General features: G+C 69.4%; 12 protein-coding genes. 11 read left to right on the forward strand and 1 reads right to left on the reverse strand.

Going from position 1 to position 17,070, the window contains the following annotated elements:
- The first annotated feature begins 15 nt into the window (after positions 1-15).
- The 3 genes from AC529_RS10290 (at position 16) to AC529_RS10300 (ending at position 3,108) form a co-directional block, all read left to right on the forward strand.
- A complete protein-coding gene (locus tag AC529_RS10290) occupies positions 16-936 on the forward strand; it encodes an ABC transporter permease (protein ID WP_068756073.1) in 921 nt (306 codons plus the stop codon).
- Between the two features lie 6 nt (positions 937-942).
- Positions 943-1,830, forward strand: a complete 888-nt coding sequence (locus tag AC529_RS10295; protein WP_083948110.1) for an ABC transporter permease — start codon at positions 943-945, stop codon at positions 1,828-1,830.
- 486 nt (positions 1,831-2,316) lie between these two features.
- Complete coding sequence (locus tag AC529_RS10300; protein ID WP_198156387.1) at positions 2,317-3,108, forward strand: IclR family transcriptional regulator; 792 nt, start codon at positions 2,317-2,319, stop codon at positions 3,106-3,108.
- Positions 3,109-3,369: 261 nt separating this feature from the next.
- On the opposite strand, the gene AC529_RS10305 is transcribed toward AC529_RS10300, so the two are convergent.
- Positions 3,370-5,502, reverse strand: a complete 2,133-nt coding sequence (locus AC529_RS10305) for an acetate--CoA ligase family protein (protein WP_068756079.1) — start codon at positions 5,500-5,502, stop codon at positions 3,370-3,372.
- 208 nt (positions 5,503-5,710) lie between these two features.
- Here AC529_RS10305 and AC529_RS10310 point away from each other — a divergent pair, with 208 nt between their 5' ends.
- The 8 genes from AC529_RS10310 to AC529_RS10345 all read left to right on the forward strand — a co-directional run bounded on the left by AC529_RS10310 (position 5,711) and on the right by AC529_RS10345 (position 17,064).
- Entirely contained in the window at positions 5,711-6,730 is a 1,020-nt protein-coding gene (locus tag AC529_RS10310) for an ABC transporter ATP-binding protein (protein WP_068756081.1), read from the forward strand.
- Positions 6,730-7,839, forward strand: coding sequence for an ABC transporter ATP-binding protein (locus tag AC529_RS10315; RefSeq protein ID WP_068756083.1), 1,110 nt, complete (start codon positions 6,730-6,732; stop codon positions 7,837-7,839). Before AC529_RS10310 ends, AC529_RS10315 begins: the two co-directional genes overlap by 1 nt.
- 227 nt (positions 7,840-8,066) lie before the next feature.
- Positions 8,067-10,514 carry a GcvT family protein gene (locus tag AC529_RS10320; protein ID WP_068756085.1) on the forward strand — a complete coding sequence of 816 codons (2,448 nt, stop codon included), beginning with the start codon at positions 8,067-8,069 and terminating at the stop codon, positions 10,512-10,514.
- Between the two features lie 18 nt (positions 10,515-10,532).
- Positions 10,533-11,393, forward strand: coding sequence for a formyltetrahydrofolate deformylase (gene purU, locus AC529_RS10325; RefSeq protein ID WP_068756087.1), 861 nt, complete (start codon positions 10,533-10,535; stop codon positions 11,391-11,393).
- 232 nt (positions 11,394-11,625) lie between these two features.
- Positions 11,626-12,741: a Zn-dependent alcohol dehydrogenase gene (locus AC529_RS10330; protein ID WP_068756089.1), complete on the forward strand. Its 1,116-nt coding sequence runs from the start codon at positions 11,626-11,628 to the stop codon at positions 12,739-12,741.
- Positions 12,742-12,781: 40 nt separating this feature from the next.
- On the forward strand, positions 12,782-14,263 hold the full coding sequence (locus AC529_RS10335) for an aldehyde dehydrogenase family protein (RefSeq protein WP_068756091.1): 1,482 nt from the start codon (positions 12,782-12,784) through the stop codon (positions 14,261-14,263).
- A 449-nt stretch (positions 14,264-14,712) separates the two neighbouring features.
- Entirely contained in the window at positions 14,713-16,251 is a 1,539-nt protein-coding gene (locus AC529_RS10340; protein ID WP_157080182.1) for an ABC transporter substrate-binding protein, read from the forward strand.
- A gap of 249 nt (positions 16,252-16,500) precedes the next feature.
- Positions 16,501-17,064, forward strand: coding sequence for an amino acid synthesis family protein (locus AC529_RS10345; protein ID WP_232306686.1), 564 nt, complete (start codon positions 16,501-16,503; stop codon positions 17,062-17,064).
- Positions 17,065-17,070: the final 6 nt, after the last annotated feature.

Here is a 17,070-nt window from a genome sequence, read left to right on the forward strand (position 1 = left end):
TAGGAGATACGAGAAATGTTGGCCTATGTGGGCAGGCGGCTCATCGGGCTGGTGCCGCTACTACTGATCATCTCGTTCATCGTCTTCGTGGCCCTGGAAATGGCCCCCGGCGACCCCGTCACCCTGCTGCTCGGCCAGAACGCTTCGCCCGAGGCGGTCGCGGCGAAGCGTGCTGAGCTGGGACTCGACCAGCCGCTGTTCACGCAGTACCTGAACTTCGTGGCACACGCAGTGCAGGGCGACCTCGGAGTGTCCTACCGCAGCGGCCGCGCGGTCATCGACGAGCTGGCGCGCACCTCGGGTGCGAGCGTCACCCTCGCGACGACCGCCATGGTCCTGGCCGTGCTGGTCGGCGTCACAGTGGGCATCGTCTCCGCGGTCAAGCAGTACTCGCTGATCGACAACATCACCCGCGTCGGGGTCCTGGCCCTGGTGTCGCTGCCGGTGTTCTGGCTGGCGATCCTGCTGATCATCGGCTTCTCGGTGAAGTGGCCGATCTTCCCCTCCTTCGGCTGGGGAACCTACAACCACCTGGTGCTCCCCGCGATCGCGCTGAGCACCTACCCGCTCGCGGTCATCGCGCGACTGACCCGCTCCAGCATGCTGGAGGTCATGAGCAGCGACTACGTGCGCACCGCCCGGGCCGCGGGCATTCCGGAGCGCACGGTGGTCATGAAGTACGCTCTGAAGAACGCGCTCATTCCGGTGATCACGGTGATCGGCCTGCAATTCGGCGGCCTCATCGGCGGCGCGGTCCTCACGGAGACGGTGTTCGGCATCCCCGGCATGGGACGCCTCATGGTCACCGCCATCGAGGGGCGCGACTACCCGGTGGTCCGCGGGGTCGTCCTGTTCGGAACCATCGTCTTCGTCGTCATCAACCTTGTCGTCGACATCCTCTACCAGTGGGTCGACCCCCGGCAGCGAGGAGCCTAGCCAGACATGAGTGCAGCAACAGCCGCCGCTCCACAGCAGGAGACCACGTTCCGGGACCGCAGTGCCTGGGCGGAGATGTGGAGCGCGTTCACCCGCAACCGCGCGGCGCTCGCCGGTCTGATCATTCTCGCCGTGATCGTCCTGATCGCGCTCTTCGCTCCGTGGATCGCCCCGCACGATCCCACCGCGCAGCACCTGGAGCTGCGCCGGGAGGGGCCGAGCGCGGACGCCTGGTTCGGCCGCGACGAGTTCGGCCGCGACATCCTCAGCCGGCTCATGTACGGGGCGCGCGCCACCCTGCTGGCCGCGGCCGGGGCGATCCTGCTGAGCGGCGTCGTGGGCACCGTCATCGGCATCCTCTCCGCCTACCAGGGCAAGGTCGTGGACAGCCTGTTCATGCGGGCCATGGACATCATCCTGGCCTTCCCCTACTTCCTGCTCGCGATCCTCATCGTGGCGGTCGCCGGGCCGAGCCTGCGCAACGCGGCCATCGCCATCGGCATCACCTACATCCCGCAGTACGCCCGGGTCGTGCGCGGCGCGGCGCTGGAGATCGTGGGCAAGGAGTACATCGAGGCGGCACGCGCCTCGGGGGTCCACGGCTTCCTCATCGCGATCCGGCACGTGCTGCCCAACGTCGTCGCGCCGATCACGGTCATCACCACGGTCGGGCTGGCGCTGGCCATCGTGGGCGTGTCGTCGCTGAGCTTCCTGGGCCTGGGGGCGCAGCCGCCCAGCCCGGAATGGGGGGCCATGCTCGCCGCGGGACGCGAGTACGTCACCTCGGCGCCGCACATCTGCATCTTCCCGGGCCTGGTCATCCTGGTGACGGTATTGGCGCTCAACCTGGTGGGCGACGGCTTCCGCGACACTTTCGACCCCACCATGCGGTGAGGCCGCGGCACCGAATAGCAGCCCCGGTTCCGGGGTAATGCGACCGGCTGTCTGCGCTGGTGAACACGCCTCCGAGTACTGTCGGAGGGAATGCGTGCAAAGGCGGGAGGCCATCGTCAGCTCGTTGGCCTCCCGCTAATGTTACGATGTAAACGTTTGTCTAACTGGACCTCCCTTCTGTGATGCTCGTATCCCGCGTGACGATCCGGTGCTCGTCTCGGGGGAAGGAAAATGCCGTCGGCGGCCACAGCTCTCCCCCCGGGGGGTTGCTCTCCTGGCAGAGAGTCTTCGCTGGTGAGAGAATTTCGCCTCGTCTCCGGTGAACAAGGCGGGATCTCTCCGGAAACACGGCAGCGCACCGCAGCACGGTGGACCAGTCCCATATTGCCGATAGGAACTCCCTTTTCGGGCAGCCCAAGAACCCCGGGCACCACTCAGGGTTTCCCGCCGGAGTTCAGCCGATTGACGGATCTCTTCGGAGGAAGAATGGCGGCGAGTGAGTCGGGTCTGGTACGTCGCACCATCTGGGTGCTGCGTGCCGTCGCGGCGCATCCTGAAGGGATTGGGCTCAGCGAGGTGGCCCGGGAGTCGGGCATTCCGAAAGCCACGTGTTACCGCGTCCTCAACGTCCTGGAACGGGAGAGCTGGCTGACGCTCGACCCGGACACCCGGCGCTACCGGGTGTCGCTGGGACTGTTGTCGATCGTCGGCGGCCTGCTGGACAGCGACGGCGCCTACAGCCACATGCGCGGGGTGCTCAGCGAGATGGCCGCGAGCACCAAGGAGACCTGCGGTTTCGACGTGCTGCTGCCGCCCAACGTGATGGTGGTGGCCCAGGTCTCCGGTCCGCGTCTCATCGGGCAGACGCCCAAACCGGTGCCGCGGACCCAGCCGGTGTGGGCCACCTCCACGGGCAAGGTGCTGCTGGCGGCCATGGACCGGCAGGAGGTCATCGACCAGTACGCGGAGGAGTACGAGAAGAACGCGCCGGAGCACACCGGCAGCTTCGAGGACTTCCTCAAACGGCTCGACGAGATCCGGGAACGCGGCTACGCCTACACCACCGACGAGCTCGAACCGGGCGCCGCGTCCGTGGCGACCGTGGTCCGCGTGCGCGACAAGTACCCCTACGCCGTGTGGATCGGCGGCCCGACCTTCCGGCTCACCGAGGAGTGGGTCGAGGAGAAGGTGCACATCCTGCTGGAGTCGGCCCACCGGCTCAGCAACCTGCTCAGCGTGACCGACCTACAGTTCCAGAACGGCTTCCCGCAGGGCTGACGCGTCCGCCCGGCAGCGTCCCCCTCCTCCTGCCGGTCCGGACCGCGGTGGACTCCGCGCCGCACGACGGCTCCCCGTCCGTGCGGCGCTTTTCGCTGTCCGCGGTGCCCGGGCGCGGCCGGGTGCGGTGCCCGGCCGCGGGCGCGCCGTCCGCCGCCCGCGCTGCGGGGGGCACGGGAGACGCAGAGCGGAGGGCGCCCGCCGCGGCGCGACGGGCACTCTCCGCTCTTTTCCCCGCGACTACGGCGGCAGCCGCCCGGGTCAGTGCTCCTCGGGCGCGGCCTGGTCGTTGATCAGCAGGCAGTCCACCGCGACGACCCCCTGTCCCTCGGGGAGCACCAGCAGCGGGTTGACCTCGGCCGCCGCCAGGCCGGGCAGCGAGGCCGCCATCTCGGAGAAGCGCACCAGCGTCTGCACCAGGGCCGCGCGGTCGTAGACCGGTGCGCCCCGGTAGCCCGCCAGCAGGGTGCCGAGGACGCCCGAGTCGATGAGCTCCTTGGCGTCCCGCGCGCTCAGCGGCACCGGCCGCGAGGCCGCCGGACCCATCAGCTCGGCGAGGACGCCGCCGGGCGCGACCGACAGCACGAGCCCCACCTGCGGGTCGGCCACGACGCCCATCAGGCACTCGAACCGGTCCCCGTCGACCATCTTCTGCACCAGGAAGCCGTTGATGCGGGCCTCGGGCGCGTGCGTGCGGACCGAGTCGAGCATCGTCCGCGCCGCGGCCTGGGCCTCCTCCGGGGAGGCGAGGCCGAGCCGGACGCCGCCGACCTCGGTCTTGTGCGCGATGTCGGGAGACTCGATTTTGAGCACCACCGGGGTCCCGATCCGCGCGACCACCTCGGCCACCTCCTCGGCGGTGGCGGCGAGGCCGAAGGGGGCCACCGGGACGCCGGAGTCGGCCAGCGTCTGCAACGCGTCGGTGCCGGAGGCGACGGGGTGCGGCGAGGGCCACTGCTCGACCTTCGCGATCTCGGGGCGCTGCTCGAGGGTGAACTTCGGCCAGTCCAGCCACGCCTTGAGGGCCTGCACGCCCGAGCGCAGCCCCATGACGACGGCGACGCCCGCCTTCTCCGTGGTGGCGTGGACGACCGGGTCGAGGGGGCCGGCGGCCATGGTGAGCAGCACGATCGGGGTGTCGGTCTCGGCCGCGACCTCGGCGAGGAGCTCCGCCTGGGTGCGGTAGATCTCCTCCTGCCCGGGGCCGCTGAGGCCGACGTTCATGGCGAACACGACCACGCCCACGCGGGGCTGGGCGGCGACCACGCGCAGGGAGCGGAGCAGGATCGTGGGGTCCTCGACGGCGGAGCCCGTGACGTCGAGGGGGTTGTTGACCATGCTGAAGTCGGGGAGGATCTCGGTCAACTGCTCGACGGCGGCGGGCTCCAGGGAGGTCATCGGCAGCCCGGTGGCCTCCGCGGCGTCGGCCACCAGGCCGCTCGCGCCGCCCGAGATGGAGAGCACGGCGACCTCCTCGGCATGCGGCTTCGTGCGGCGCAGGTGGGAGAAGAGCAGCAGCGTCTCGCGGAACTCGTCGAGGTCGTTGACGCGGATGGCGCCGACCGAGGCGAGCAGGCCGTCGAGCGCGGCGGCGGAGCCGGAGATCGCCCCGGTGTGCGCCATGGCGGCCTGGCGGCCGAGGGAGGAGCGTCCGCCGGAGACCACGACGACCGCCTTGCCGTTGGCCCGGGCCAGGCGGCACGCCTCGGCGAACTTGTCGGCGTCGCGCAGCCCTTCCAGGAAGACGCCGATCACCTGGGTGGTCTCGTCCTGGGCGTACCAGGCGACGTAGTCGGAGACGGTGGTCGACAGCTCGTTTCCGGTCGTGATCAGCGCGGACAGGCCGAAGCCGCGGCCCATCGCGGGGTCGGTGACGGCGTGAGAGAGCGCACCGGACTGCATGACCAGTGCCACATTGCCCAACGGCAGCGGGTCGACGATCCGGCCGGAGAACGCGGTCGCGCCGCTGACGAAGTCCGCGGTGCCGTAGCAGTTGGGGCCGCAGGCGACCATGCCGTACCGGTCGAGGACGCGGCGCAGCTCGGCGGCCCGCTCCTTGCCCGCGGTGCCCTCGCCGAAGCCGCTGCCGATGAGCACGGCGGCGCCGATGCCGCGGGCGCCCGCGTCGCGGACCGCGGCGAGCGCGGCGTCGGCGCCGACCGCGGCGACGATCAGGTCCACCCCGTCAGGCAGGTCGTTGACGGACGGGACGCACGGGAAGCCGAGCACCTCGTCGTACTTGGGGTTGACCACGTGGATCTCCCCCTTGAAGCCGAACCGCTGCAAGTTCTCGATGATCCGGGTGCCGCGGTTGCGCCGCTGGGAGGCGCCCACGACCGCGATGGAGCGCGGTCGCAGCAGGGGTCGCAGGTTGCGGAAGGCAGCAGAAGACATGGTGGTTACCGTTCGGTCGTCTTGTGGGATGTCAGCCCCGAGCTGCGGCGACGGTGTTTTGCCTGCCTTGGGGGATTTTGAGATGAATTCTTGCCACAAGCTGGCGACTTGGCCCCTTGCGTCAGTAGCATGGGTGCACTATTTGATCCAATGGTTTACCAGATGAACCGGATCGTTGGCAGTAGGGGGACAAGTATGAGGAGTTCCTATGACGGTCAACAGTGACCGCAGCGACGTCGTCCTCGACATCGAGCGTCTCCGGACCCGGATCGAAACCCCCCGCGGTGTGGTCCATCCCGTCAACGACGTCTCCCTGCAGTGCCGCCGGGGACGTACCCTCGCGGTGGTCGGCGAGTCCGGCTCGGGCAAGAGCATGACCTTCATGTCGGTGCTCGGCCTGCTGCCGGCGGGAGGGACCATCGAGTCGGGAACCGTGCGGTACCAGGGCAGAGAGATCGATCCCACAGACAAGAAGGCCGCGCGCCAGTTGCGCGGCAAGGCGATCGGGATCATCTTCCAGGACGCCCTGGCCGGTCTGAACCCCTCGTTCACCGTCGGCCAGCAGATCGCCGACGTGGTGCGCCACCACGAGGGGGTGTCCCGGGCCAAGGCCAAGGAGAAGGCGATCGAGACCCTCGGGCTGGTCGGCATCCCCAACCCGCGCGAGCGCGCCGACTACTACCCGCACCAGCTCTCCGGAGGCATGCGCCAGCGCGTGATGATCGCCATGGGCGTCGCGCTGCGCCCGCAGGTCCTCGTCGCCGACGAGCCCACCACCGCCCTCGACGTCACCGTCCAGGCCCAGATCATGGAACTGCTGGACGGGCTCCGCCGGGAGCTGGGCATGTCCCTGGTGATCATCACCCACGACCTCGGTGTCGTGGCGCGCTACGCCGAAGAGGTCGCCGTGATGTACGGCGGACGCGTCGTCGAGCACGGCGAGGCACGCCAGGTGCTGAAGAACACGGTCCACCCGTACACCGAGGCGCTGCTGCGGTCCAGCCCGCGGCCCGACGCCGACGTCGGCGAACTGTCGCCGATCCCCGGGCAGCCTCCGAACCTGCTCGCTGTGCCCAGCGGGTGCAGCTTCCATCCCCGCTGCCACCGGGCCAACGGGCGTCCCGAGTGTTCCCGGGACATCCCCCTGCTGCGCTCCCTGAGCCCCGAGAGCCAACTGACCGCCTGCCATCACGCTGAGGAGATGGCCCTGCAGAAGGTGAGCAAGTGATGGTCGCGGAGACCGTGGAACCGACGACCGCAGCCCCCTACATCGCCGGGGACGAGGCCGTGCTGCGGGTCGAGAACCTGACCAAGCACTTCGTGAAGAAGCGGCTCGGCCGCCCCACCACCGCGGTCAAGGCGGTCAGCGACGTGTCCTTCGACCTCGCGCCCGGCGAGACCCTCGGGCTCGTGGGCGAGTCGGGGTGCGGCAAGACCACGCTGAGCCGGCTGATCCTGCGGCTGATCGAGCCGACCAGCGGCCGCGTGATCGTCGAGGGCAAGGACGTCACCAGGCTGAGCAAGCGGCAGCTCCGCGAGTTCCGCCAGCGCGTCCAGGTGGTCTTCCAGGACCCGTACGCCTCGCTGGACCCGCGCCAGCGCGTGGCGGCCAGCGTGGCCGAACCCCTCACCAACTCCAAGCTCTCCAGCGACGAGAAGCTGCGGATCGTCCACGAGACGCTGGAGCGGATGGGCCTGCAACGCGCCCAGGCGCGGCTCTTCCCGCACCAGTTCTCGGGCGGCCAGCGCCAGCGCATCGGCATCGCCCGGGCGCTGTCGGTCACCCCGAAGGTGCTCCTCCTGGACGAGCCGGTGTCCGCGCTGGACGTCTCGATCCAGGCGCAGGTCCTCAAACTGCTCCAGGAGCTGCGGGACGAGTACCGGCTCAGCTACATCCTGATCTCGCACGACCTCTCCGTCGTGCGGCACGTGAGCGACCGGGTCATGGTGATGTACCTCGGACGGGTCGTCGAGATGGCGCCCAAGGAGGAGCTCTACACCGCCCCCCGGCACCCCTACACCGCGTCGCTGCTGTCCGCGGCCCCCGTGCCCGACCCGGACGTGGAGCGCACCCGGGAGCGGATCCAACTGCTCGGCGACCCGCCGAACCCCGCCTCCCCGCCGCCCGGCTGCGCCTTCCACCGGCGCTGTTTCCAGGCCGAGCTGGTCGCCCAGAAGCTCGGGGACAGCGAGGTCACCGTGCTGGAGGACGGACGCAGGGTGCCGCGCACCTGTGCCGAGAAGCAGCCCGTGCTGGTCACGCAGGACGCCACGAAGCACTGGTCCGCCTGCCACTTCCCCCTGAGCAGAGAGGCTGTTGCGACGGTCACTGCCTGAGCCGCCCCGCTCCGGGGCGACCCGCCGCCCCAACCGCCCCCGGCAGCGTCGCCGGGGCATCGTCCCTGCTCGCACGGGGGTCCGTGGGGCCTGCCCGGCAGGTGGGAGCCGGACGGAGGAGTTGGGGCTCACTTTAGGTAGCCATTGCAGAACATTGACAGGACACCCTTCGGTTCGTTTAATGAACCGAAGATTCATTAAACGAACCGCTGCTCTCCTGGGAAGTCATGAACACAGCACAGCCAACGCGCAGCAGGGTCGTCATCATCGGTGGCGGCATCGTCGGTACCAGCGTCGCCTACCACCTCACCAAGCTCGGCCTGACTGACGTGGTCCTGCTGGAGCAGGGCAGTCTGTCGGGCGGCACCACCTGGCACGCTGCCGGACTCATCGGCCAGTTGCGTGCCACGAGCGCGATAACCGAGCTGATCAAGTACTCCACCGAGCTCTACGCCACGCTGGAGGAGGAGACCGGCTACGGCACCGGGTGGAAGCAGTCGGGGAGCATGTCGGTCGCCCGCACCCCCGAGCGGATGGCGTCGCTGCGCCGCACCGCGGCGACCGCCCAGGCCTTCGGGGTCGAGGCCCACGTGATCACCCCCGCCGAGGCCGCCGAGAAGTGGCCGCTGATGCGGGTGGACGACATCGTCGGCGCGGTCTGGCTGCCCGGAGACGGCAAGGCCAACCCCACCGACCTGACCCAGGCGTTCGCCCGCGGCGCCCGCAGCCGCGGCGCCAAGGTGCTGGAGAAGACCAAGGTCATCGGCATCGACGTGGTCGACGGCCGGATCACCGGTGTGCGCACCGAGGCGGGCACCATCGAGTGCGAGATCGTCGTCAACTGTGCCGGCCAGTGGGCCGCGCAGGTGGGCGCGATGGCCGGGACCACCGTCCCGCTGCACTCGGTCGAGCACTTCTACGTCGTCACCGACCAGATCGAGGGCGTCACCCCCGACCTCCCCGTCCTCCGCGACCAGGACGGCTACGTCTACTTCAAGGAGGAGGTCGGCAGCCTGGTGGTGGGCGGCTTCGAGCCGGACGCCAAGCCGTGGGTCGGCCCCTACGACATCCCCGACCCGTTCGTCTTCCAGCTCCTCGACGAGGACTGGGAGCAGTTCTCCATCCTCATGGACAACGCGATCATCCGCGTGCCCAAGCTGGAGACCACGGGAATCCGGAAGTTCTACAACGGTCCGGAGAGCTTCACCCCCGACAACCACTTCATCATGGGCCAGACCCCCGAGGTCCCCAACATGTACGTGCTGGCGGGCTTCAACTCCACCGGCATCGCCTCCGCGGGCGGCGCCGGCCTGGCCATGGCCGAGTGGATCATCGAGGGCGAGCCCACCCGCGACCTGTGGCCGGTCGACATCCGTCGCTTCGCGAAGTTCCACAGCAACGAGATGTGGCTGCGCGAGCGGACCAAGGAGACCCTGGGCCGCCACTACGCGATCCCGTGGCCCAACCACGAGGCCGAGACCGGACGCCCGCTGCGCCGCTCGCCCGTGCACCACCTCCTGGAGGCCAGGGGCGCGGTCATGGGCAGCCGGATGGGCTGGGAGCGCCCCAACTGGTACGCGCCCGAGGGCGTGGCCAAGGAGGTGGAGTACTCCTTCGGCCACCAGAACTGGCGGCCCTACGTCAACGCCGAGGCCCAGGCGGCCCGCAGCAAGGTCGCCCTGCTCGACCAGACGGCCTTCGCGAAGTTCCTCATCCGCGGCGAGGAGGCCGAGGAGGCGTTGCAGTACCTGTGCACCGCCGACATGGCCGTCCAGCCGGGGACCACCGTCTACACCGGCATCCTCAACGACCGCGGCGGATACGAGTCCGACGTCACCGTCACCCGCACCGCCCCCAACGAGTACCTGCTGGTGACCGGCAGCGCGCAGGCCACCCGCGACCACCACCTGCTCAGCACCGGGCTGGCGGGCCGCCGGGTCGAGATCGTCGACGTCACCTCCGCCTACGCCGTGCTCGGCGTGATGGGCCCCAACTCGCGGGACCTGCTCGGCAGGCTGACCAAGACGGACCTGACCAACGCGAACTTCCCCTTCTACACCAGCCAGGAGATCGAGCTGGGTCCGGTCCCCTGCCGGGCCACCCGGGTCAGCTACATCGGCGAGCTGGGCTGGGAGCTCTACATCCCCACCGAGTACGCGGTGACCGCCTACGAGTACCTCACCGACGCGGGCGAGGAGCTGGGCCTCACCCTGGTGGGCCACTACGCGGTGGAGGGCATGCGCCTGGAGAAGGGCTACCGCGCCTGGGGCCGCGAGCTCACCCCCGACCGCACCCCGGTCGAGGCGGGGATGACGTTCACCTGCAAGCTCGGCACCGACATCGCGTTCCGCGGACGCGAGGTGGTCGAGAAGCAGAGGCAGAACGGGGTCGTGAACCGCATCGTGTCCGTGACCGTGGACAACCCCGACGTGGCTCTGTGGGGCGGCGAGCTGCTGCTCCGCAACGGAGAGCCGGTCGGCTTCGTCAGCTCCGGGGCCTTCGGGCCGACCCTCGGCAAGGGCGTCGGCCTGGCCTGCATCGAGCGGGACCACGTGGTCGACAAGGACTACATCACCGGCGGCTCCTACCAGCTCGACGTGGCCGGCGAGCTGGTCGAGGCGCAGGTGAGCCTGCGCGCTCCGTTCGACCCGACCGGTGCACGGATGAAGGCGTAACCGGAGAGGAAGAAGTCAGTGGAAACCAGCAACTCCGTCGTCATCACGCTGTCGTGCCAGGACCGCCCGGGCATCGTCCGTGCCGTCGCGGACTTCTTCTACCGCCGCGGCTGCGACATCCGGGAGAGCCACCAGTTCGGCGACACCGACTCCGGACTGTTCTTCATGCGGGTCCACCTGGGCACCGGTCCGGACACGCCGCCGGTGGCCGCGCTCCGCGAGGAGTTCAACCAGGTCGCCGAGGAGTTCCAGATGAGCTTCGAGCTCACGGACCTCGCCGTCCGGCCGCGGCTGCTCATCATGGTGTCCAAGTACGACCACTGCCTCCACGACCTGCTGTACCGGTGGCGCTCCGGACAACTGCCGGTCGACATCCCGGTGATCGTCTCCAACCACCCGGACCTGGCCCCGCTCGCGGAGGCGCACGGCATCCCCTTCCACCACATCCCGGTGACGAAGGAGACCAAGCCCGAGGCCGAGCGGCAGTTGCTCGCCCTGGTCAAGGAGCACCGGATCGACCTCGTCGTCCTCGCCCGCTACATGCAGATCCTCTCCGAGGACCTGTGCAAGCACCTGGACGGCCGGGCGATCAACATTCACCACTCCTTCCTGCCGGGCTTCAAGGGGGCCAACCCCTACGGCCGCGCGCACGAGCGGGGGGTCAAGCTGATCGGCGCGACCGCGCACTACGTGACCTCGGACCTCGACGAGGGTCCGATCATCGAGCAGGACGTCATCCGGGTCGACCACTCGGCGTCGGTGGCCGACATGGTGACCCTGGGCCGCGACATCGAGTCGCGGACCCTGGCCCGGGCCGTGCTGTGGCACGTGCAGCGGCGCGTCCTGCTCAACGGTCGGCGCACGATCGTCTTCACCTGATCCCCGCCGGAGGAACACAGGCCGCGGTGGGTGGCGGATGCCGACGCCTCTGGGCGGGGCAGTCCGGTTGCGTCCGCGGTCCCGGATGAGTGGCCGGCCGGGGCCGTGATGTCGGGGGGAGCCACCCACCGCTTTTCCACGGGGAAAGACCGCGTCTCGGTCCGTGGCGAGGAGGGCACGGGCCGAGACGCCTTATCGATGAACCAATGGTTCAGATTTTGTGGAGGATGTGATGGTCAGAGCGCGGGGAGCGGTCATCCACGGAGTCGGCGAGAAGTGGCGCGTCGAAGACCTCCGAGTGGGTGAGCCCGCCGAGGGGGAAGTGCTCGTCAAGGTCATGGCCACGGGGCTGTGTCACTCCGACGACCACGTCGTCCGCGGTGACATCGGAGCCCAGTTCCCCCAGGTCGGAGGGCACGAGGGCGCGGGCATCGTGGAGCAGGTCGGCCCCGGGGTCACCCGGGTCCGCCCCGGCGACCGGGTCGCCACGCTCTTCGTCCCGGTGTGCGGCACCTGCCGCTACTGCGCCACCGGACGCTCCTACCTCTGCGACAGCGCCGCCGCCACGCGCAGCGGGCTCGCCGCCGACGGCAGCGCCCGGTTCTTCCTGGAGGACGGCCGCGAGGTCACCGCCACCAGTCGGCTCGGCACCTTCGCCAACTACCTGGTGTGCCACGAGACCCAGCTCGCCGTCGTCCCCGAGGGCACCGACTTCGTCGCCGCCTGCCTGGTGTCCTGCGGCGTCCTCACCGGCTGGGGTGCCGCGGTCAACGCCGGGAACGTGCGTCCGGGCGACACCGTGCTGGTCCTCGGCGCGGGCGGCGTCGGCATGAACGCGGTCCAGGGGGCCCGCCACGCCGGAGCCGACCACGTCGTCGTGGTCGACCTCTCCGAGTTCGCCCGCAGCCAGGCGCCCACGTTCGGCGCCACCGACGTCTTCTCCTCCCTGGAGGAGGCAGGCGAGCGCATCGCCGAGCTGACCGACGGCAGGGGTGCGGACGTCTCCGTCATCACCGTGGGCCGGGTGAACGGCGACATCATCGGCCAGGCCTTCGACCTCACCGGCAAGGACGGGACCTGCGTCGTGGCCTCCCTGGGCTCCACCGACAAGCACATCGCGGTGAACCCCCGGTCGTTCTCCAACCTCACCAAGACGATGACCGGCTCCCTCCTCGGCAACTGCAACCCGGTGGCGGACGTGCCGCGCCTGCTGCGGATGTACTCGGCGGGCCGCCTCAAGCTGGACGAGCTGGTGACCCGCACCTACAGCCTCGACCAGATCAACGAGGCCTACGACGACCTGCACGCCGGGGTGAACATCCGCGGCGTCATCCTGCACGAGCACTGACGCCCGCCCCGTCCGTACCACCCCTGCACGAAGGACCGTGATGGCCGAAACCAACAGTGAGATCCAGCAGCGCAAGCCGATCGAGCACACCCGGCTGTTCATCGACGGCAAGTGGACCGACGCCGTGGACAGCGGCGAGATCCCCGTGGTCAACCCGGCGACCGGCGACGTCTTCGTCTCGGTGGCCGAGGCGCGCGAAGCCGACGTCGACCGCGCGGTGGCGGCGGCCCGCAAGGCGTTCGACTCGGGTCCCTGGCCGCGGATGAAGCCGAACGAGCGCGCCCGCATCCTGTGGCGCCTCGCCGAGCTCATCGAGCGCGACGCCGAGGAGCTGGCCCGGCTCACCACGCTGGAGAACGGCAAGCCCTACGCCCAGTCGATGCGGATCGACGTGGGCGGTTCCGTCAAGGCGTTCCAGTACTTCTCCGGCTGGGCCACCAAGATCACCGGGGAGACGATCTCGCTGTCCACTCCCGGTGAGTACCACGCCTACACCGAGCGCGAGCCCTTGGGCGTCTGCGCGCTCATCGTGCCCTGGAACTACCCGCTGTCCAACGCCGCCTGGAAGGCCGGCCCCGCGCTGGCGGCGGGCAACACCTGCGTGCTCAAGCCGGCCGAGGCCACGCCGCTGACCGCGCTGCGGCTGGCGCAACTGGCGATCGAGGCCGGGGTGCCCGAGGGCGTGTTCAACGTGCTGCCGGGCTACGGCCCCACGGCGGGCGCGGCGCTGTCGGCCCACCCCGACGTGGACAAGGTGTCGTTCACCGGCTCCACCCAGACCGGCCGGGCGATCGCCTCGGCCTCGCTGGGCAACTTCAAGCGCGTCACCCTGGAGCTGGGCGGCAAGAGCCCCAACATCATCTTCGCCGACGCCGACATCGACGCCGCCGCGACGGGCGCCGCCGCCGCGATCTTCTCCAACATGGGGGAGCAGTGCGTGGCCGGTTCCCGGCTCTACGTCGAGGAGTCGGTCTTCGACGAGGTGGTCGCGCGCGTGTCGGAGATCGGCTCGGCGATGCGGATCGGCGACGGCTTCGACCCGGAGACCGAGGTCGGACCGCTGGTCAGCGAGGAGCACCTGAAGCGCGTCGTCGGCTACCTGGAGTCCGGCGTCGAGCAGGGCGCGACCGTGGCCAGCGGCGGTCGGCGGGTCGGGGACAAGGGCTTCTACCTACAGCCCACCGTCTTCACCGACGTGACCCCCGAGATGCGGATCGTCCGCGAGGAGATCTTCGGCCCGGTCGTGGTGGCCGCCCCGTTCCGCGAGGTCGACGAGGTGGTGGAGGCCGCCAACGACTCGCCCTACGGCCTGGCCGCCGGGGTCTGGACCCGCGACGTCTCGCGCGCGCACCGGATGAGCCGGGCGCTGCGCGCGGGCGTGGTGTGGGTCAACTGCTACGGCGTCTTCGACACGGCCCTGCCCTTCGGCGGGTTCAAGCAGTCCGGCTGGGGCCGCGAGATGGGCTACGAGGTCATGCGGCACTACACCGAGGGCAAGAGCACCGTCGTCAAGCTGGCGTGACCGGCTGACGGCGGCCGAGACCCGCCCGTGCCGGACCCCTTCCACGCCGAGAGGTGGGGAGAGGACGTCCGGCACGGGTGCACACCGCAGGCGAACCAGTGGTTCACCTTGAGTGAACCAGTGGTTCATGAACGAGGGAGGGTGAGGCCGGGCCTGGGGGAGGCCAGTGCAGAACGCGCTCAGGAAACCACAGGAGAACCATTTCGACACGGGGTTTTCGGGACCAGAGAACGCTCGTCGGATAGGCGGTCGTCGGTCCGTCCTCATTCGGGTGGGCAGTCCGTTGCGGCTGCGCCCGGAAGCAGGAGGACGGAGGCGACGCGGACGATTCCGATGGCCGGATCTGTCTCCTATTGGTCCGCGCTGCTCCGGCGGAGCGGCGCACACGGGGGAAAACGATTCTTTTCGGGGCTCGACGAGAGCCCTCGACCCCGAAGGAGAAGATTACAGTGCGACGAACGGGAAAGGTCTGCCGGCTGGCGGCGGTGGTGTTCACCGCCTCCGTGCTGCTGGTCGGCTGCGGAATTTCCTCGAACGGCGAACCGACCGTGCAGGACAGCGAGAACGCCGAGCTCACGATCGGCATGGTCTCGGACGCGCAGAGCCTGGACCCGCCGAACTTCGTGCTGGCCGGTGACTTCGTGCGGACGAGCCTCGTCTACGAGGGGCTGGTCTCGCTCTCCTCCGACGGAGAGGTCCAGCCGGCGCTGGCGACCTCCTGGGAGCAGGTGTCGGACACCGAGTGGGAGTTCCAGCTCCGCGAGGGAGTCACGTTCCACGACGGCACCCCCTTCAACTCCGAGGCGGTGCGGATCAGTCTGGAGCGGGCCGCCGAGCAGGGCCAGGCCAGCACCTTCCTCGGCATGATCGAGAAGGTCGAGACGCCGGACGAGTACACCGCGCGCATCGTGCTGTCCGAGCCCAACTCGAGCATCCTCAACAACCTCACCGTCCCGGTCGCGGGGATCATCAGCCCCCGGGCGCTGGAGACCAAGGGCGAGGACATCCAGTTCGAGGCGGTCGGCACCGGCCCCTACACGTTCGTGGAGTGGGAGCCCAACACCTCGATGGTGTTCGAGCGGAACGAGGACTACTGGGGCGCCCCGGCCGCGCTGAAGCGGGTCACGTTCGTGCCCATCCCCGAGGCGGGCACCCGCTACAGCGCCTTGCAGTCGGGCGAGGTCGACGTCATCGAGAACCCGCCGCCCTCCGAGCTGGCCAGCATCGAGGCGTCCGAGGAGCTGTACTCGATCATCGAGCCGAAGGCCCGCTCGGTCTTCCTCGGCTTCAACCTCGAGGAGATCCCCGACGTCGAGGTCCGCAGGGCCATCGCGTACGCCATCGACAGCGAGGCGATCGTCGAGAACGTCCTGGAGGGCGTGGGCCGTCCCGCCACCACCAGCCTGACCCCGCCGGAGTACGTCTCCGGCAACGACCCGGTCGGCCTGGGCCACGACCCGGACAAGGCGCGCCGACTGCTCGAGGAGGCCGGGGTCGAGGACCTGGAGCTGGAGCTCGTCCTGCCGACCGAGCGCTACCTCAAGGACCAGGAGATCGCCGAGGTCATCCAGGACCAGCTCGCCGAGATCGGGGTCACGGTCCGGCTGAACGTCCAGGAGCCGGGGACGTGGTTCCAGTCCCTGCTCGACCACGAGACCCAGCTCTACTGGCTGGGCTGGGGCCTCAGCTCCGGCGACCCCGCCGAGATGCTGCGCCGGGTGTTCCACTCCGAAGAGCTCAACAACATGTCCCAGTACGACAACGAGGAGGTCGACGAGCTGCTTGACCGGCTGCGCGAGCTGGAGGTGGGCAGCGCGCAGCGCAACCAGGTGATCCAGCAGATCGAGCAGATCGTCGTCGAGGACGACGTCGTGGTCGTGCCGGTCTACCAGATGTCCAATTTCTACGCGGCCCGATCGGGGGTGCAGGGAGTCCACACCACGCCGACGGAACTGATCGACCTGAGCGAGGTCACGGTCGCGGAATAAAAAAAGTGTCCGGGCGCGGAAACGCGGCAGAGGGCGATTTTCCCGTCGTTTCCGCGCCCGGTCTCCAGAGGGGACGGAATCCCTTAATCCCGGGAGGGAAGCTCCACGGCTCCGGAGCTTTCCTCCCGGGGCCTGCATGCGGATTTCGAATGAGAAATCCGGAAACGAGGGGGGTTTCTTGACACTCTCGGGGAGAACCGATGTACTATGTGGACCGCTGGTTCGTTCAGTGAACCGATTGGAGTGAGTGTGGACATCAAGATCCGCAAGGTCGTCCGGCATCTGGAGGAGACCAGGTCGGAGAATGGACGGCCGGTCGACCCGGTGCACCGGGTGGCGTTCGTCGGCATCGTCATCGCCAACCCCTACGGCAGCGGATACGTGGAGGACCTGGTCACGCTGGCCGACGCGGTCGGCGAGCAGATCGGCGAACTGGTCGGACCGCCCTGTGTCGACCTTCTCGGCGACGAGGTCGAGGCCTTCGGCAAGGTCGCGCTGGTCGGCATCGACGGAGAGGTCGAGCACGGCTCGGCGCTCATCCACAACCTGCGCTTCGGCAACGTCTTCCGCAAGGCCGCCGGAGGCACCGAGCTGCTGCCCGCAGCCGAGAAGGTCGGCCTGCCCGGAGCCCCCATCGACGTGCCGCTGAAGCACAAGACCGACTCCAAGACCCGCTCGCACCACCAGACCATCACCATCCAGGTCCCCGGCGCCCCCCTGCCCGACGAGATCCTCGTGGGCTGCGTCGCGGCCAACGCCGGACGCCCGCTCGCCCGGCTGGCGGTCTTCGGTGCGGAAACCTCAGGACAGTAGGCAGAG

This window comes from Thermobifida cellulosilytica TB100 (assembly GCF_001517975.1).
In the GTDB taxonomy this organism is placed as follows: Bacteria; Actinomycetota; Actinomycetes; order Streptosporangiales; family Streptosporangiaceae; genus Thermobifida; species Thermobifida cellulosilytica.